Annotated in this window: 15 protein-coding genes; 14 read left to right on the top strand and 1 reads right to left on the bottom strand. The window is 31.9% G+C overall.

The genetic code is table 11. The features are described from left to right. The first annotated feature begins 2 nt into the window (after nucleotides 1-2). From H2O64_RS19665 to H2O64_RS19655, 3 genes are read left to right on the top strand one after another with little or no spacing between them, the layout of a single operon-like run. Complete coding sequence (locus H2O64_RS19665) at nucleotides 3-2,405, top strand: hypothetical protein (RefSeq protein WP_187563940.1); 2,403 nt, start codon at nucleotides 3-5, stop codon at nucleotides 2,403-2,405. Then, nucleotides 2,402-3,808, top strand: a complete 1,407-nt coding sequence (locus H2O64_RS19660; RefSeq protein ID WP_187563939.1) for a hypothetical protein — start codon at nucleotides 2,402-2,404, stop codon at nucleotides 3,806-3,808. The genes H2O64_RS19665 and H2O64_RS19660 overlap by 4 nt, the downstream gene beginning before the upstream one ends. Then, nucleotides 3,795-4,793 carry a soluble NSF attachment family protein gene (locus H2O64_RS19655; RefSeq protein ID WP_187563938.1) on the top strand — a complete coding sequence of 333 codons (999 nt, stop codon included), beginning with the start codon at nucleotides 3,795-3,797 and terminating at the stop codon, nucleotides 4,791-4,793. The genes H2O64_RS19660 and H2O64_RS19655 overlap by 14 nt, the downstream gene beginning before the upstream one ends. A 350-nt stretch (nucleotides 4,794-5,143) precedes the next feature. Here the strand turns inward: H2O64_RS19655 and H2O64_RS19650 are convergent, their stop codons facing one another. Next, nucleotides 5,144-5,710, bottom strand: a complete 567-nt coding sequence (locus tag H2O64_RS19650; RefSeq protein WP_187563937.1) for a DUF2892 domain-containing protein — start codon at nucleotides 5,708-5,710, stop codon at nucleotides 5,144-5,146. A gap of 170 nt (nucleotides 5,711-5,880) precedes the next feature. Between H2O64_RS19650 and rpmH the strand changes: the two genes are divergently transcribed. The 11 genes from rpmH to H2O64_RS19595 all read left to right on the top strand — a co-directional run bounded on the left by rpmH (nucleotide 5,881) and on the right by H2O64_RS19595 (nucleotide 20,039). Then, entirely contained in the window at nucleotides 5,881-6,039 is a 159-nt protein-coding gene (gene rpmH, locus H2O64_RS19645) for a 50S ribosomal protein L34 (protein ID WP_082113443.1), read from the top strand. Between the two features lie 101 nt (nucleotides 6,040-6,140). Beyond that, nucleotides 6,141-8,996, top strand: coding sequence for a carbamoyl-phosphate synthase large subunit (carB, locus tag H2O64_RS19640; RefSeq protein WP_187563936.1), 2,856 nt, complete (start codon nucleotides 6,141-6,143; stop codon nucleotides 8,994-8,996). A 426-nt stretch (nucleotides 8,997-9,422) separates the two neighbouring features. Beyond that, a complete protein-coding gene (locus H2O64_RS19635) occupies nucleotides 9,423-11,213 on the top strand; it encodes a T9SS type A sorting domain-containing protein (protein ID WP_187563935.1) in 1,791 nt (596 codons plus the stop codon). 482 nt (nucleotides 11,214-11,695) lie between these two features. Continuing rightward, nucleotides 11,696-13,495: a T9SS type A sorting domain-containing protein gene (locus H2O64_RS24115; RefSeq protein WP_235982958.1), complete on the top strand. Its 1,800-nt coding sequence runs from the start codon at nucleotides 11,696-11,698 to the stop codon at nucleotides 13,493-13,495. Between the two features lie 170 nt (nucleotides 13,496-13,665). Continuing rightward, nucleotides 13,666-14,472, top strand: coding sequence for a YybH family protein (locus H2O64_RS19625; protein WP_187563934.1), 807 nt, complete (start codon nucleotides 13,666-13,668; stop codon nucleotides 14,470-14,472). Between the two features lie 663 nt (nucleotides 14,473-15,135). Further along, nucleotides 15,136-15,339: a hypothetical protein gene (locus H2O64_RS19620; RefSeq protein ID WP_187563933.1), complete on the top strand. Its 204-nt coding sequence runs from the start codon at nucleotides 15,136-15,138 to the stop codon at nucleotides 15,337-15,339. Nucleotides 15,340-15,600: 261 nt separating this feature from the next. Beyond that, nucleotides 15,601-16,518: a response regulator transcription factor gene (locus tag H2O64_RS19615; protein ID WP_187563931.1), complete on the top strand. Its 918-nt coding sequence runs from the start codon at nucleotides 15,601-15,603 to the stop codon at nucleotides 16,516-16,518. Between the two features lie 264 nt (nucleotides 16,519-16,782). After that, the gene (locus tag H2O64_RS19610) at nucleotides 16,783-17,286 is read left to right on the top strand and encodes a UpxY family transcription antiterminator (RefSeq protein ID WP_187563930.1); all 504 of its coding nucleotides are present in this window, start codon (nucleotides 16,783-16,785) and stop codon (nucleotides 17,284-17,286) included. A 180-nt stretch (nucleotides 17,287-17,466) separates the two neighbouring features. After that, entirely contained in the window at nucleotides 17,467-18,402 is a 936-nt protein-coding gene (locus H2O64_RS19605; protein WP_187563929.1) for a 3-oxoacyl-[acyl-carrier-protein] synthase III C-terminal domain-containing protein, read from the top strand. Nucleotides 18,403-18,511: 109 nt separating this feature from the next. Then, on the top strand, nucleotides 18,512-18,751 hold the full coding sequence (locus H2O64_RS19600; RefSeq protein WP_187563928.1) for a hypothetical protein: 240 nt from the start codon (nucleotides 18,512-18,514) through the stop codon (nucleotides 18,749-18,751). Between the two features lie 136 nt (nucleotides 18,752-18,887). Further along, nucleotides 18,888-20,039 (top strand): cytochrome P450, encoded by a 1,152-nt coding sequence (locus H2O64_RS19595; RefSeq protein WP_187563927.1) that lies wholly within the window; start codon nucleotides 18,888-18,890, stop codon nucleotides 20,037-20,039. Nucleotides 20,040-20,057 lie beyond the last annotated feature (18 nt).

Genomic DNA, 20,057 nt, shown 5'->3' with positions numbered 1-20,057 from the left:
TCATGAGCGAAACCAGTACAAAAGCAACCTATTATTTTCAATCCTACCAGGACTATTTCTGGCAATGGGAAATTGACTATATGTTTAGTGTTGATGTAGTTGAAAGTGCTGAAATTCATCAAGGCGGTATCAACTGTATCAGTATTCCTGATGGAATGACAATTGCATATAAAGAACAATTAGAAGAAGTTTTAAAAGCAATTTCCAACAATGATTTGCCACCTTTTGGCGCGTTAATACTAGCTTTTTTAGCAACAAACTCAGGCGAAGTTGGTTTTACCATTGATGAAATATTTACTAAAATTAAAAAGACATTCGATGACGAATTAACATTCAAACATGTCTATTTTGAAGATGCACAACGTTTTCTGAAAAACCTAATATCACTTCCTTTAGCATACAAAAAAGGCAAAAACAGAATTGATTTATTTACATTCTTATTTCAAGATGCAAATCATGGTTTAAGCAGTAAATACGCAGCGGAGGTTCTTGCCTGTATCAAAAACGATGAATTTGAACTGAATGCGAGTAGTATTAAAGTAGAAATTACGATGTCTGCGCTCAGTAAAGATTTTAATTCATTAGCACTATTACACGAACGCTATCCAACAGTGGATGCGTTGATAAACGCGTGGGGAAAAATAGTTGAGGTAGCAATTGACCCTGAAGATTCAGAAAGAGAATCGTTTAGTAACAATCCCGATTTAATTCAAGAATTGATTGAAGAACCCAAAACGTTTTTCATGGGAAGTCTCATCAAGCGATTATGGTCTGGAATCAACTTACCAATGCATTATGTACATCCAGGAGAAATGCCGCTTGGCGGAATCTCAGATGTGACTAACAAAGGAAATTTTGACAACTTACTAATTTCAGAATTTGCTAATGACGATTTAATCTTTTTACATAGAATCGCCAACAAAGAAGCACTATTCATTCGTCGGGAAACCACACCAGAAGAAGATTTGCGCACGCGGATCTTTTTGATAGATACTACGATTAAAAATTGGGGAACGCCAAAAATATTGTCGTTTGCGACTGCTTTCTCGTTAATTCATCATCCAAAAAATGAAATGAACTTTCAGGCGTATGCCTTATTAGGTAGTTTGTATGGAAGCTTAGACTTTGATTCAAAAGTAAGTATCATTGAAGGTTTGCAAACGACATCGCCAGCATTAGATGCCTCAAAAGCAATTACACAATTTATTGAAGATTGTGAAAAAGAAAATGTAGAAATTACGCTGTTTACTTCGCCAAAAACCTTGGAACATCAGAGTATGTCCAAAGTATTCAACAAGTATCATGATAAGTTTGGCGGTGTGATTACAGCTGATATCAATGGAAATATAGATGTCTATAAAATGAAAAGTGGCGCAAAACGGTTGGTAAAACACATTCAATTGCCATTAGACGAATTATGGGCAAATCCACCAAGTAGAAGACGTAAAAAAAATCATCAGCCTCGTAAAAAAACGCAAGGAAAAGAAGTTGTGAATTATCCAGTTTTATATGGATTCCCAGCGCGAAATGTCGTTAATTTTTCAGATGAAAATTACGCGTATACTTTGCAAAAGAATGGAGATTTATTCAGAACAAATGACAGATCAAGAGGGTTTGAAATGATTGAAAGAGGCATGTCATTTGTTACAGGAATCAAGCTGCCAATGCGTGCAATACTGTTTGAAGATGAATTGATGGTGTTGTATTGGAATGCATTAAACTACATGATTTTTAAAACGCAAACCGTCACCTACATTTTTAAAGAAGACCTCAGTCAATATGAAAAAGTTGCCTTAAAACAGTTAATTGTATTCGAAGAAGAAATTTACTTAGTCACCAAAAAACACTACAACGCTGAGGCTGTATATACACGATTTGATGTATATGATAAAACGTATGAAGAACTCACAGAACCATCTGCATTACTAAAAATACAATATGAAAACTATTTGACGCAACGTATTGGTTACTTTGAAGGTTCTATATTTTCAAAAATTAATCATATTATCATTACACAAGATTTAAAAATTATATTCAATAGCAAACACCTATTAAGCTTTGACGACGATTGGATCAATTTTGAGTTGATACGTGTAAAAGAACTTGATCTTAAAGATGAACTAACCATCTATTTTCATAACCGAAATTTAGTGGCAGATTTTGAAAATGGTTGTAAAATTAAAATAGACAAAAACGGTGTCATTATATTTGAAAGTACAATACCAAGCATTCCAACGTTTTATCTGTCTTCATACATAGGCATTGGTTTGGCAATGGCAACCGAAGACGAATTCACGGGATATGGCTATTTTATGCCTGAAAACTCAGATGCAATAGAAATAACAGTTCCCGAATTCAAGAAAAAATATGTGGAACCCTTCTTGATAAATATTTTAAATTCATGAAGTTAGCGCTCACATTTACTGACAACAATCCGTATCCAAGATGTGGAATTTTCATCAAGCATGCTTCGCCAAAAGTGTGGTTGGAAGAAATGAAGCGCATGCAACTGAAGCTTTCAGATTGCAAAGCATATCCATGTCCAGGATTGGAAGCAAACAGTATTTCGGGCGTATTAATCATTTTAAAATCGGCTCAAAAAAACTTAAGTGTCGGTCATCATGTATGCATTCAAAAGGTACATGCAAACTTTTACATTCCTGAAAATACGCAACTCAATATGGCGTTGACGAATGATGAATATGATACATTGCTCCACGGAAATCCGCATTTTTTTCATCATGAATTTGGAATGATCGAACTCACAGAAGAATTGCGTTGGGAAACCATTTTAGAACAACCAATTGCAAAATTTCCAACGATTGAAACACCAGCGAAAGGTGTAAGAATTCCAACAGAAGTATCAGCATTTAGTATAGAAATAGAAGAAGAGCAGGAAACAGACGCATTGGGAAATCCGTTTGCCGAAGCTGAAATTGATCCTAAAGAGTTGCCTTTTGATATGAAAAAAGTATTAAAAGGAAACAATGCAGAAGTTGAAAAATACTTAAAATACTTAGAACAAAACCCAGAAGCAGCTTTAAAAATGGCAATTCCATTAGACATGATGGGAACTTCACGCGGGAAAGCGTATGCGGCATATAAATTTAAAAGTAATTTCTTTGAATCAATAGGACTTGGTACGATGTCTGAAGCATCAAAAAAATTCTTCAAAGTAGTTGGAGGAATTATAGCCATCTTACTTATTTTTTGGATTGGTCATTTAGTCATTCAGGAAGTGCAACACAATGAGGATGAAATTGTTTCTAGTACGACGACAGTTAGTTCAGACTCAAATGAACAACTTGAACAAGAAAATCTTGTCCTTGAAAGTACAGAGTTGGGTGATGATGACAGTTTGGATGGAAATACAAATCTACAACCAGCAGAAGAAGTAAAAGAAGAAACTTCGATCATTGCAGTAATCATTTCGATCATTTTTATTTTGGCTACTATTTTATTGTTGGTTTATTATTTAAAAAGTAAATCCAATCATGCTAAAAAAAGTGAGCTCAAAAACAAATCGACTTCATGGTTAGATTTACCTGAAGATAGTGAACTTTTTTCCTTTGATGAAAAAGGTAAAACAAAAGAAAGTGGTTTATACTTTGGAGGAAACGAATTATCATTACAAAACAAAATAATCATCTTTTTCATTATTTTGGGACTCTTAATATATCTTTTCTATCCAATCTTGGAATCAGAAGGATTCGGAACATTCTATATGGTACTCGCAGTATTCATAGTGCTGCGATTGCTGTATTTTTTACTAAATAAAAATAAAACGATCATCGATGACAACGAATAAAGAAAGTAAATTCCAAGCGAAGGTGATTTACTTTATCATCTTAGTATTGTTTTTAAAATTAGTATATGTAGTGATTGAATCCATCATTGCAGAAAGCATTTTAGATTTCCTATTTGCATTCGTAATACTTGTTGTTGTGTTTTTTGTGTTGGCAACAATTGTAAATTCTTTATTTGACGACGATAGTTCTCCTGGAAGTTCGTCTGGCGGCGGCGCAACAACCGTTGGCGATCGTCAATTTCAATCGTTGATGGATCGATATGAAAAATTATGTAATGATTTCATTGAAAAGAAACAATACAAGAAAGCTGCGTACATTCAACTAAAACTATTACGAAATCCACACAGAGCGGCTTCTATTTTAAAAGGCGGACATTTATATAGTGAAGCGGCAAATGTTTATCTAAGAAGGTGCAAAGACAAGCATGAAGCGGCTGAATGTTATGAACTAGCGCGTTCGTATACAAAATCAATCAAACTCTATAAAGAATTGGATATGAATGAAAAAGTAGGGGACATTTACACAAAAGTGAAAGACACCAAAAAAGCACATCATCATTATCAACTTGTAGTGGACAATTACAAAAACAACGATCAATACGTAAAAGCGGCATTATTATATCGTAAAAAGATGCAAAACAAAGAAGCTGCTAATGAACTTTTGGTAAAAGGTTGGAAAGACAACAAAGATGCCGTGAATTGTGCAAACAATCTTTTTGCCAACTTTAAAGACAAAGCATCGCTAGAAAAGGTACTTACCAACTTTGGCAAGCAATTAGTGAACGGGACTAACGAGTCTAATTTCTTAAAAGTGCTCAAACTAGAATACAACAGAGACATTGCACCAAAAAAGAAAATAGAAGACATCGCGTATGAACTTATTTCTAAAAACGACACAAACAACGAAATGCTTTCAGAGTTAAAACATTTTATCAATACCGATTCTCAAATTACAAAAGATATCATTCGACATCGCACGAAGTGATTTTGATTATTAAATGATTAAAATTGCACGTAGCGGATTCTTTTTCCGCAGTGTAGTATACATTTTTCGTTAAGAATTTTTGAAGCCTTGGAAAAAATTTAGAAAAATGGAGACGGTTTTGACTTTTTCAGTCAAAAACACCTCAGGAAAAAGCGCACTTTCTTTTGTTTCTGTTTTCTTTGTGCGAGCAAAGAAAATGAAAATAAGAATTTGATAGCGAAATAATTAACTCAAAGTGCCCATAAATATTCAATTAGTTAATTTTATAGTAACTATAATGAAGTTGTATTAATTACTAATTAATAAGAAGCATAAAAAAAGCGACTCTTACAAGTCACTTTTTTTAAATATTATCTTCTTTTCATCTGCTGACGATTCCCGTAATGCTGTTTAGGAGCACTTGCAGCACGTTTCATCTGTTGTTCCATCATCTTCATCTGTTCGCTAAGCATTCCGCGCTTATCGAGCGCCTTAGCTTCCTTCATTAAGATTTTGGCTTCGTTCTTTCTATTCTTTTGCGACGCGATTCCTGCTAAGGTCATTTTTACCATTGCCATATCATGATCCATACTCAATCCAAGCTTTTCTGCTTTGCGCAGATGTTTCTCCGCTTGGGTTAAGTTATCCTGAGAAGCCATAATTCCATGTAGGTAATAATAATAACCTTGTTGCTTTGTTGTTAAAGCGGTTGCTGGGTTTTTAATTTTAGAAAGAATTCGTTTTGTACCATCAAAATCTTGTTTACGTAATTTTAAAAATGATAACAATATAAATTCATTCTTAAAATACAATAAAACAAAAATGGCAGCTAACAGAATCAAAAAGATTCCGTTACCGATATAACTATCGTAAATTTGGTAAATTGCGAACGCAAAAATGAGTCCTGCTATAATTAATTTGATATTTTTGTTGAACATAAATCAGTATATATTTGTCGAGGTTGCAAATGTATAAAAAACATTCGTAAATATTTTTTAAATTCTATTTGTCAAAGTAAAAACTCTTTGTATATTTGCGCCGCACTTTTGGGAATAAAACTCGCGTGCATTCACAATAATTTTCAAAAGAAATTAAAGACATATAAGTAATGAAAAGAACATTTCAACCATCGAAAAGAAAAAGAAGAAACAAGCACGGTTTCAGAGAAAGAATGGCTTCAGTAAACGGGAGAAAAGTATTAGCTCGTAGAAGAGCAAAAGGAAGAAAGAAAGTATCTGTGTCATCTGAATTGAGACATAAGAAGTAATGATATACATTTACATAAATAAGGTGTTGTTTTTTTAGAAGCAACACCTTTTTTTGTACCCAACGTTTTTTTATTTTTAAGCAAAACAACACACTAAACCAATGCCAAAAAGAGAAGACCTTAAATCAATTTTAATTATCGGATCAGGACCGATAGTAATCGGTCAAGCGTGCGAGTTTGATTATGCAGGATCACAATCACTACGCTCGTTACGAGAAGACGGAATCGAAACAATTCTAATTAACTCGAATCCAGCGACAATCATGACAGATCCTTCAATGGCGGATCATGTATACCTAAAACCGTTAACTACCAAATCAATTATTCAAATCCTAAAAGATCATCCACAAATTGATGCTGTTTTACCAACAATGGGAGGACAAACTGCATTAAACTTGTGTATTGAAGCTGATGAAAAAGGAATTTGGAAAGATTTTGATGTAAAGCTAATTGGGGTTGATATTGATGCGATTAACATTACGGAAGACAGAGAAAAATTTAGAGAATTAATGCTCGAAATTGGTGTTGGAATGGCACCACAAGCAACAGCAACATCTTTCTTGCAAGGAAAAGAAATTGCACAAGAATTTGGATTTCCGTTAGTAATTAGAGCATCTTACACACTTGGTGGTGCAGGAGCTTCCATTGTACACGATCCAGCAGATTTTGACGATTTATTGAGACGTGGACTCGAAATTTCGCCAATTCACGAAGTCATGATTGACAAAGCCATGATGGGTTGGAAAGAATTTGAACTTGAATTACTGCGCGATAAAAACGACAACGTAGTTATTATCTGTTCTATTGAGAATATGGATCCGATGGGAATTCATACTGGAGATTCTATCACGGTTGCACCAGCAATGACATTATCTGATCGTACGTATCAGAAAATGCGTGATATGGCAATTCACATGATGCGTAGTATTGGAGATTTTGAAGGTGGATGTAATGTGCAATTTGCCGTAAGTCCAGACGAAAAAGAAGAAATCATAGCTATTGAAATCAATCCGCGTGTATCACGTTCATCTGCATTAGCAAGTAAAGCTACAGGATATCCAATTGCAAAAATTGCTACAAAATTAGCGATCGGATACACATTAGATGAATTAGACAATCAAATTACAAAATCAACATCGGCATTATTTGAGCCAACACTTGATTATGTTATTGTAAAAATACCGCGTTGGAACTTTGACAAATTTGAAGGTTCAAATCGCGAATTAGGACTTCAAATGAAATCTGTTGGTGAAGTGATGGGAATTGGACGTTCGTTCCAAGAAGCCTTACACAAAGCTACACAGTCGCTCGAAATAAGTCGTAACGGACTTGGAGCAGATGGAAAAGGATATACAAATTATGACCAAATTCTTAGCAAGCTCAGATTTGCTTCTTGGGATAGAGTCTTTGTTATTTATGATGCTATTCAGATGGGAATTCCGCTGAGTAGAATTCATGAAATTACAAAAATAGATATGTGGTTCTTAAGACAATACGAAGAACTTCACCAATTAGAAAAAGAAATAACTGCTCATAATAAAATAGATACGATTTCAAAAGATTTATTATTAGAAGCAAAGCAAAAAGGATTCGCAGACAGACAAATTGCACACATGCTTAGCTGTTTGGAAAGTGAAGTGCATACGAAGCGTAAAGAATTAGGAATCAATCGTGTATTCAAATTAGTAGATACCTGTGCTGCGGAATTCAAAGCAAAAACACCGTATTACTATTCTACTTTTGAAGCAGAAATTGAAACTCCTGATGGAAAACGTTACGTTCACAACGAAAGTATTGTTACGGATAAAAAGAAAATTATTGTATTAGGTTCAGGGCCAAACAGAATTGGACAAGGAATTGAGTTTGATTACTGTTGTGTACATGGTGTTTTAGCTGCCGCTGAATGTGGCTACGAAACCATCATGATTAACTGTAATCCTGAAACGGTTTCTACCGATTTTGATACGGCTGATAAACTATATTTTGAACCAGTTTTCTGGGAACACATATACGATATCATTCAACATGAAAAACCAGAAGGTGTCATTGTGCAGCTTGGTGGACAAACCGCGTTGAAATTAGCAGAGAAATTATCTAAATATGGTATTAAGATCATAGGAACTAGTTTTGAAGCTTTAGATTTAGCAGAAGATAGAGGAAGTTTTTCAACCTTATTAAAAGAAAACAACATTCCTTATCCAGAATTTGATATAGCTACAACAGCAGATGAAGCAGCAGCAATTGCGGATGTTTTAGACTTTCCAATTTTGGTACGACCTTCGTATGTACTTGGAGGACAAGGAATGAAAATTGTGATCAACAAGCAAGAACTGGAAGAAACCGTAGTAGACTTGTTAAGAAGAATGCCAGGAAATCACTTGTTATTAGATCATTATTTAGATGGTGCAATAGAAGCTGAAGCAGATGCTATTTGTGATGGAGAGAATATATACATCATCGGAATCATGGAGCATATTGAACCTTGCGGAATTCACTCAGGAGATTCAAATGCAACCTTGCCACCATTTAACTTAGGTGAATTTGTGATGCAACAAATAAAAGACCACACAAAGAAGATTGCCTTAGCCTTAAATACGGTTGGATTGATTAACATTCAGTTTGCGATCAAAGACGATATCGTATATATCATTGAAGCGAATCCGAGAGCGTCGCGTACCGTTCCTTTCATTTCAAAAGCATACAAAGAACCGTATGTAAACTATGCAACGAAAGTAATGTTAGGTGAGAAGAAAGTCACTGATTTTGATTTCAATCCACAATTAGAAGGATTTGCCATCAAACAACCAGTATTCTCATTCAACAAATTCCCGAATGTAGACAAGCGTTTAGGACCTGAAATGAAAAGTACAGGAGAAAGTATCTTATTCATAGACAGTTTAAAAGACGATGAGTTTTACGACTTGTATTCACGTAGAAAAATGTATTTGAGTAAGTAAACTTAAAGATCTATTTTATATAGAAAATGTCACTTCGAGCGCAGTCGAGAAGTTATTAAATAATAGAAAATGTTTCCATGAAATCAACTCGATTTTCTGGAAACATTTTTTTTGCTTTTAATTGAAACTTCAATGAATTGCGTACATGCAGCAATTAGTTATCCAGCCTAGAGCTAAAAAACTCTATTAAAATTCAATAGTTTCATCATTCAAATTTAAGAGTAATAGTTGTTATTACGAGCGCTATTTGCCACCATTGTCCATTTAGCAATATAGGAATCTTAAAAACGTGTTTTATGATCTAAGTCATTTTCTAAAAATCTAATAAGTAGTAAATTTCACACTTATAAAAAGGATTACGATGTTACTTATTGCACAACGTTAGCAAACATTAATCACAGCATAAATAATTAATCAGAAGCGATCATGAAATACATTTACATTTTAGCAACAATTTTACTTTTTACTTGTATTAAAATAAATGCACAAACAACAGATGTAATAGCTGGTGTAGAGGCTAGTAGATTACTATTAAATGGTAACGATTTATATTTTTCACAACCTACTAGTCATAAAATTTCTAAGATTGATATTACAGCAACAACACCTGTAGCAACAGACGTAGTAATTGGAGTAAATGATCCTCAAGGGCTTGCTTTTAATGGCAACGATTTATATATTTCTAGCGACGATAAAATCTATAAAATTGATGTTACAGCCGCAACACTTACTGCCACAGTTGTAGTAACTGGATTAAATACCCCTAGTGGATTAGCAATAAATGACAACGATTTATACATCTCACAAACTGATAGTTTTAAAATCTCTAAAATAGATATTACAGCCACAACCCCAACATTAATAGATGTAGTAAATGGAGGCGGTCTATTTACTCCTACTGGATTACTATTAAATGGTAACGATTTATATGTCGCTAACACGCATGATAATAAAATCTCTAAAATAGATATTACAGCCACAACACCTACAATAACAGATGTAGTAACTGGAGTATCTTTTCCTAGGGAATTAGCACTAAATGGTAACTATTTATATGTATCGGATTATTTTCTTAATAAAATCTATATAACAGATCTTACAACCACAGCACCTATAGTTTCAGTTTTAGTAAGTGGATTAAATGGCCTTATTGGATTAGCAATAAATAGTACCGATTTATATTTTTCGGAATCTGGTAGTAATAAAATTTCTAAAATAGATATTACGGTTCCAATCCCTACTGCAACAGATGTAATAACTGGGGTAAACGTTAATACAATACTATTAAATGGCAACGATTTATATATCTCAGAATATGGTAGTAATAAAATTTCTAAAATAGATATTACAGCTACAACACCTACGTTAACAGACGTAGTAACTGGAGTAAATGATCCACAAGGGCTTGCTCTTAATGGCAACGATTTATATATCTCAGGGGATAATAAAATCTCTAAAATAGATATTACTGCCACAACACCCATAGTAACAGATGTAGTGACTGGATTAGCATCTCCTTATGGAATAGCAGTAAATGGCACCGATTTGTATATTGCGGAATTTAGTGGTAATAAAATCTCTAAAATAGATCTTACAGCTGCAAACCCAGTAGTAACAGATGTAGTTGGATTATTTTCCCCTGTTGGATTAACAGTAGATGGCAATGATTTATATGTTTCGGAGTATAGTGGTGAAAAAATCTCTAAAATAGATATTACAGCTACAACACCTTTAGTAACAGACGAAATAACTGGAGTAAGTGGTGCTTTTGGGCTTGCTCTTAATGGCAACGATTTGTATATAGCGGAACTTGAAGGTAATAGAATCTCTAAAATAGATATTACAGCCACAATACCTAGAGCAACAGTTGTAGCAATTGGAATAAATGGGCCTAGGGGATTAGCAGTAAATAGTACCGATGTATATATAGCGGAATATGGTAGTAATAAAATCTCTAAAGTAAATATTACACCACTTTCAGTAGATGAATATATATTAAAACCTAGGATACAATTATACCCAAACCCTGCTACTAACTATATTCAACTTTCCAAGTTTCCTGAGAATGAAAATTATACAATTTATAACATTTCAGGAGCTAAAATAAAACGTAGTAACATCTCTAACAATGAAAAAATTGATATTCAGAACCTAACTAATGGACTATATTTCTTAAAATTTGATAACGGAGTTACATTCAAATTTATAAAAGAATAAACGAATTAAAACGTTTGCTACATCGGATAAAATTAATTATTAAAGCAACCTACTTTCGAAAATACTCGCAGATTTTGCATTCTGTTTATATTTGCTAAATTAAGTACTAAACAACTCAAAAAAAAAGATGTTTCCATCAAATCTTCACGATTTCTTGGAAACATTTCTTTTGATTGAAACTTCAACGAATTGAGGACATACAGCAATTAGTTATCCAGCCTAGAGCTAAAAAACTCTTTCAAAATTCAATAGTTACATCATTCAATTCTAAGTGCAATAGTAATTGTTGCTATTACGAATGCTATTTGCCACCATGTCCATTATAGGAATAGGAATCTTAAAAACGTGTTTTATGATCTAAGTCATTTTCTAAAAATCTAATAAGTAGTAAATTTCACACTTATAAAAAGGATTACTATGTTACTTATTGCACAACGTTAGCAAACATTAATCACAGTATAAATAATTAATCAGAAGCAATCATGAAACACATTTACATTTTAGCAACAATTTTATTTTTTACCTGTATTAACATAAATGCACAAACAACAGATGTAATAACTGGGGTAGACGTTGGTGTATTACTATTAAATGGTAACGATTTATATTTTTCACAACCTACTAGTCATAAAATCTCTAAAATAGATATTACAGCTACAACACCTGTTGCAACAGACGTAGTAACTGGAGTAAATAGTCCTAAAGGGCTTGTTTTTAATGGCAACGATTTATATCTTTCTAGCGATGATAAAATCTATAAAATAGATGTTACAGCCGCAACACTTACGGCCACAGTTGTTGTAACTGGATTAAATGATCCTAGGGGAATAGCAGTCAATGGCAACGATTTGTATATTGCAGAATATAGTAGTAATAAAATTTCTAAAATAGATATTACAGCCACAACCCCAACAGTAACAGAAGTAGTAGATGGAGGCCCATTCTTTTGGCCTATTGGATTAGTAGTAAGTGGCAACGATTTATATGTAGCAGATTTCCTTGATGGTAAAATTTCTAAAATAGATATTACAGCTACAACCCCTACAATAACAGATGTAGTATTTAATTTAATTTTTGTTGAGGAATTAGCACTAAACGGCAATGATTTATATCTCTCACGATCTTATCATAATACAATCTCTAAAATAGATCTTACAGCCACAATGCCTATAGCATCAGTTATAGCAAGTGGATTAAATGACCCAAAGGGATTAGCAGTAAATAGTACCGATTTATATATTGCGGAATCTGGTAGTAATAAAATCTCTAAAATAGATATTACAGTCACAATCCCTACTGCAACAGATGTAATAACTGGGATAGACGTTCATAGATTACTATTAAATGGCAACGATTTATATATCTCACAACCTGATAGTGATAAAGTTTCTAAAATAGATATTACTGCTACAATACCTACGTTAACAGATGTAGTAACTGGAGTAAATAATCCTCGTGGGCTTGCTCTTAATGGCAACGATTTATATCTCTCTAGCGAAGATAAAATCTATACAAAAGATATTACAGCCACAACACTTACAGCCACAGTTGTAGTAACTGGATTAGCATCTCCTAAAGGAATAGTATTAAATGGCAACGATTTATATATTGCGGAATCTGGCAGTAATAAAATTTCTAAAATAGATATTACAGCTACAAACCCAACAATAATAGAAGTAGTCAATGGAAATGGAATATTTTATCCTGCTGGATTAGCAGTAAGTGGCAACGATTTATATGTCGCAGATTTCTATGATAATAGAATATATAAAATAGATATTACAGCTACTACACCTACATTAACAGTCGTAGTAGTTGGAATGAATCGTGCAGCAGCGTTTGCATTAAATGGTGACGATTTATATGTCTCTGAAAATCAATCTGGTAGAGTCTTTAAAATGGGCGTTACAGGCACAACATATATAATGACAGATGTAGCAATTGGAATAAATGATCCTTATGGATTAGCAGTAAATAATACCGATTTATATATTGCGGAATCTGGTAGTAATAAAATCTCTAAAGTAAATATTACACCACTTTCAGTAGATGAATATATATTAAAACCTAGAATACAACTATACCCAAATCCTGCTACTAACTATATTCAACTTTCCAATTTTCCTAAGAATGAAAATTATACAATTTATAACATTTCAGGAGCTAAAATAAAACGTAGTAATATCTCTAACAATGAAAAAATTGATATTCAGAACCTAACTAATGGACTATATTTCTTAAAATTTGATAACGGAATTACATTGAAATTTATAAAAGAATAAACGAATTCAAACGTTTGCTACACCGTATAAAATTAATTGCTGGTAAAAGCAGCTTACTTCCGAAAATTCCACTTTGATTAACTCAGTGATTATCTAGATTTCCTATTCGACTTTTATTTGCTAACTTAGTCCTTAAACCAAGCAATAAAGCTTACATAAGCTAAGAAAAAATGAAATTAAAAACGATCATACTATCCTTTGTCGTCTTAGTCATTATTGGATGTAAGCAGCTGGCGAATACAAAAGAAAATGTAACGAATTCTAAGGAGGAAATAGTTCAGTCTGAAAAGGTTTCTGATTATAGTATTGATTGGGTCAATGCAATAAACAATAAGAACATTCACGCTATAGAAAAGATGTATGCTTCCAATGCTAGTATGGTTATTTCTGTAGATAGTATACTTGAAAGCTCATCACAAATAGCGACACATTACGGAATCAAAAAAAATAAAATTATGGCAATTGAATCCTTATTTACTGTGGAAGCTAACAAAAAAAGGCGCATTACTTATGAAATAATCAAGTATAAAACCGAAGATCAAAAAGAATACATCCAAATTGTAATTTGGAAATTAGAAAACGGACAAGTAATCAGAGAATTTGAATTTACAGAAAGAAGTAGTCCAGAAGCGAAAAAAGTTGGCATCAACGAAATCGCTAATAGAAGAAAATTATGGGTTGAACTTTGCAATGCTAATAACGCTGAAAACCTAGTCAAGCAACTCTATAGTACCAATACTATTTATTTCAATCACAAACCAATAATACAAGGATTAGAAGATGTGATAAAGGAATATGATTACATGAATAACACGAAGTACTCCCTAAACTTAGAACCAATGAAATTGGAAGTCGTAAATGCGAATTTCGCCTATGAAATCGGACAATGCAGTGGAAGTTACAATGGGAAATACATTCTTGTCTGGAAAAAACAACCTGACGGAAAATGGAAAATTCATATTGATTCTAATATTTAAAATACCTAGCAAAGCTATCGAGATGTGTCACATCGAGCGCAGTCGAGATATAAATATAAAATGCTTCCATTAAGCCAAACGGTTTTTTGGAAGCATTTTTTTCTGTACATATCCTAAAAATAGTATGTTCAGCCATTACGAGAAACGAGAGTGATAAAGTAATCTGTTTATAGAATTGACGAGGTAGAGAGCTTCATTTTGTTCTCGACTGCACTCGACCTTATAGTTTGCAATGACGTTTATTTTATAGATATGTTCAACTAAAATCTTCGCTTTGCAGAAACCCTCATTTTGTTTTCGAAAAGAAATTGAAAATCGAATTTTAAGAAAGTTATTCAAATTAAAGTGCGAAAATACTAATGTACTAAAGAGACTTATAATCAAGTTAACGTATATATTTATTGATATTACTAGAAATTTCAAAACTTTAATCGAAGACTACGAATCGAGAATGGGTTTTTCAAAAAAATTAAATCACTCCCAATTGTAATTTTTGCAAAAAAAAGTATTTTAGCTTAAAAAATAGTTAGGAAAACGACTCGAATAGATATAGACATTGTTATTTTAAGTCAATCATTTAATAAAAACCGATTCATAATTTTGTAGTTAAGCAAGATAATAGAAAAAATATCGCATACGTTTACTTATTGAATATTTCTTTTTATGGGATTAAACTTTGAAAAAGTATTTATTTCTAATAAAGAAACTACTTGTTGTATGCTACTCTTGCTTGAGAAAAACAAAAGACAGCGTATAGATTACACTCCCAAAAAAGATATTATCTCTTCTACTTTATGGGAAGTGAAACTATTGTTTGGATGTATTGAAATATATAACTTAATAGAAGTCATAAATCGAGAAAAGTAACTCAAAACAACATCATCCTAATTCTCCATTTATTCATTTATGGTATATATGTACTTGCGAAGTAGAATCAAAGTGAGAAAAGGGAAGTTCACTTATTGAAGAAATTATTATTTATTATAAAGTAGCTAATAAAACAGTTTATTTTGAAACTTACACTCTTAGAAACCTACCATTTTACAAACGACATGGGGTTAAAGTTATAAGTGAAATAGATTTAGGCTATATACTTTTTCATATTATAAAAGGGGCTAAATTAAATGTATGTTTGGAACTGAAATGCACTGGATTACATTTGTAATCCTTTTGAGTCAATTAATGGTATTATTTTTTCAAATAATTAATTATTTTTCAAATATAAATGATCAACATGCGAAAAGATATTTAATACTAATTGTAGTTTATATAAATTACAATTTTTTTTCAGGGATATTTCCAGATAGTAATATCAACTTCCTCATAGTTATTCAGAATATAATAGCATATAGCGCAGGTATTATTTTCGCTGTTTATTTTATTTATTACTTATACAAAGAGTTTCACATAACACCATTTATTTATTTTACTATTAAACGAGTAATACTATATCTATCTGTATTATTTGTGTGTTTATTTATAATTCCATACGCTTTTACTTTAAACTTGACTTTAGCTAGGAAGCTTTTCATAGGAATTCCTTTAGTGCTTGCAATAATTTTTTCTTTTAAAGCTCTAATTGAATTGATTAAAATATTGAAGCAAAAGCTTGAAAATACTACCGAAAAACATTTTAAGTTAAGAGTTATCTCAGCCAATTTTGGAATAATCTCATTTTTAATGTTGCCACTAATGGTTTTTATTGGCGATTACCAACATATTGAACAGCCGTTAGTAAATTTTGGTTTTTTTATTATGGCGTTTGCTTATATAAAGAATCATATATATCAACGAAAACGAGAAGCATATTTACTTATAGAATTAAAAAATAAACTTAAAGAAGACAAAACAAAAGAAATGCTATCACAATTTAGATTAACAAATAAAGAATTTGAAATAGCTACTCATATTTTAGAAGGTTATTTATATAAAGATATTGGTGAAATGCTTTTTATAACTGAAAAAACTGTTTCAAAACATGCATCAAATATATTTAAGAAAATAGAAGTTACGAATCGGAAAGATTTTCAAGAATATTTTAAATAACTCATTTTCAGCGATATATAATTAGTACGTACAAAAATACGTGTAGATATTCATAAATTCAGATCTGCAAATTCATGTTTGTATAGAAAAAAATATTATTCTTACACCGTCAAAAAAAATAGTTATTTCTAAAATTTCTCCCCTAAGCAGAAATAATTATAATTAAAGGATTACCCGCTACCCCTATAGAAAGTATTTGCAAAAAGAACCTCATGTAACTGAGGGAAGCGAAGCTTTGCTTTATAACCAAATTTAATTATCGCTATGAATTTTACCACTGGTTGGCATGTAATATATGTCAAATCTCGTTGGGAGAACAAAGTAAATAACTCTTTACAAGAGATTTCCTTAGAGTCATTTTTGCCTCAAGTAAAAACAATAAGTCAATGGAGCGATCGGAAGAAAACAATTTTAAAACCTTTGTTTCCGTCGTATGTATTTGTAAACATTAATTCTTCATTGGAATTTTATAAAGCATTATCTGTGAATGGAGCATGTACATTTATTCGTTTTGGTAAAGATTATGCACGTGTGACAGAAAGAGAAATAAATCAAATTAAGCTTTTAGTTGGAGATGAAAATATCACTAGCATAGAAACTAATACGCTGCTTCCTAAGGTTGGTGAAACTAAAAGGATAACTTATGGTTTACTAAATGGGTTGGAATGTGAAATTATTAAAGTGGATAATCACAACAAAATTATTGTAAGGATTGATTCGCTAAAGCAGAATATAGTGGCAACAATTCCACTTCATTCTTTTGCATAATGAAAATAGTACATGACTTTTCTTAATTAAGTAGTATCTAATGTACGTTTAATGCTTCTGAGTAAAAATTAGTAAAATGAAATCAAACATTTTTCTGGAAAGATATGTCTATAAAAGAACGCTTTACAGATTTGATTAACATTAGTACTATCACCATAAATAATAACATAAAAAATTTAAATGAACGGGTATATTAAACTTATGGATTATTATTTGCCTTCTGATAGATTGCATTTTAATGATCATGTTGATTTTTTTAACACAAATAAAAAATCTTTTGACACTGCACAAAAGTTTATTGATTATAGTAAAAATGTTCTTGGTTTAGAAAGTATTGCAGTTGAAACTGAAAAAACTTTAGAAGAAATGGTCATGTGGATTTTAGACCAAAACATAGCTAAAGGTTCTATTATTCCTAATGAAATTGATTACATTATTGTGGCTCCTGACTTAGATAGTCAATTAGTAGACTTCGGTTCTTTTGTTCAAAATAAGTACAAAATGAATAGGGCTACTTTGTTAAGAGCATCAGGAGATTTTTGTGTGAATATTGATGCAGCCCTTGGTAGCGCTTGTCAAATACTAGAAAAGGAGGAAGATAAAAATAAAAAAGTACTCATCCTTGCAGGTTCCAAGTTAGAAGTTTCTTTAACAGAAAGAATTGTTGGTGGATATGGTGTTATGGGAGACGCAGCCGGAATCATTTTAATAACTGGTAATGACCAAGACGCAATCTTTAAAATTAGTCAACAAAATATACTCTCTGAACCAGAAAACGGTCTAACGGCATTGGAAGAAGGAAGTGCTTTTTTGCATCTTAAAGCTTACATAAAATCTATGAAGGCATTAGAAAACTTAAGTGATGAATATATTGAAAGTATAATTTTGCATAATGCCAATCATTTGTTAATGAAAGAAGCTTTAAGTTATGTAGGTCTTGATACTTCAAAAATTGATACTACGAATCAAAAAAAGCATGGTCATTTAGGAACTGCCGACTTGATTCTAAACTTAAAAACAAATTTAGCCAACAACCACAAACACGAGCGTATCTTAACTTTGAACTTAGGAATTTCGGGTACATACGCAGCTACAATCTTTCAAAAGATACATTAAACGAATAAAACTTCATCTAGTATAAATAGTTAAAAAATACCAACATAAGCTTCAAGATATTTTTGATGCTTACTAGTACAGGATATTTCATTACATAAAATTTTAAAAAATGACTACTGAACAAACAATTACTCAAATTTTCGAAACTAAAATAGATGGTTTTGATTTAGAAAAGGTGAGAAAAGAAAAATTAAAGTTTTTAGGTATTGACTCAATTCAATTTGTAAATATAATCATTACTATTTGCAAAGAAATTGGAATCAGTCCAACCGAACTTGATGGGAACATAATTTCAATGGAGAACACTTATGAAGAGTTCCTCGTAAATTTTAATCAAAGAAAAAAATAACAATTGCTATTGCCTTTTTAACTGTAGAATTATTAAATCTTAAAACATTATTTAATAACATATTACAACCATTTTTTTTTAAAATGAGAAAGGTATATCTGCATATAATTGAAAATCTTCTAAAACAACAGGAAAGATGAGCGAATATTATTCATTTTACGAAAATTTAAGAGCCATGGGCCCCATGAAAATTAATGAAACATGGCTTATTTCCAGATTTCAAGATGTAAAAACTGCCTTTGAGGCACCGGAAGCGTTCACTAATGACAAAACAACGCCATTTTTCGCATATAATTCTGATATAGAGAGTTATAGCTATAAAGAAAGGTTTGCTAGAGAAGTTCTGGAAAAATGGATCAACCATACAAATAATGATGTAAGTCATATAAAAAATCAGTTGACATCACAACTTTTTTCCTATGTGCAAAATGATATGGATAGCTGTATTGAAAATACATTAAAAAGTATCCTAGATAGTATGGAAGGCGATACTTTAGATTATAAAAAAGATATAGCAATTCCTGTTATGAGTAGAATATCAGAAGGAGTTTTAGGAATTTCTCAAAGTGCAAAAACTTCCCAATTTGATGAACTTCTTTACAAACATGCAGATTCGGTTTCTTTTTTAAGAGAAGAAGTATATCTGGATAAAACAATGGCGGAAAAATTTGCAGACAGTCTTTTGTATTTTTTAAAACTTGGCTCAGATTTTACGGGAGACTATGATGTTTTTGATAAAGAAGAATATGACATTTCTAACTTTGATATCTTTCAAATCCAACAATCAATAGTCTTTAGCGCAATGGTATTTAATACCGTTATTCTTTTGTGTAATACCATAAAAATATTAATTGAAAATAAAGATAAGTTTAACAAATCAGAACTCAACAAAGCAATTCTTGAAGCCATCAGATTAGAATCTCCGATCCAATCAACACTCAGAATAACCAAAGAGAAAGTGGAAATTGGAGGCGTCAACATTCCAAAAGGAGAAAACCTTATTTTACTAATTGGCAGTGCCAATAGAGATGATGAACAAGGTAAGCTTATTGAACCTGATAGTTTTAAAATTGACAGAACCAGAAAGCCTATCATGACTTTTGGGCATGGAGTTCATGCTTGTATAGGAAAGCACATGAGTTTACGAATTGCAGAAATTGTAAATAAAGAATTGCTATACAATAACAATGCTTCCTTAGTAGAATTTGAATGGGACAAGCAGTTAAAAGGACACAGAGATTTACAATTGCTTAAAGTAAAATTGGATAGTAAAATTTCAATTACATAAAAACTACAATTAGTCAAT

Source organism: Kordia aestuariivivens (assembly GCF_014397005.1).
GTDB classification, from domain to species: Bacteria; Bacteroidota; Bacteroidia; order Flavobacteriales; family Flavobacteriaceae; genus Kordia; species Kordia aestuariivivens.
Note: the sequence above shows the minus strand (reverse complement) of the source record. Positions and strands in the feature narration are given on the sequence as shown.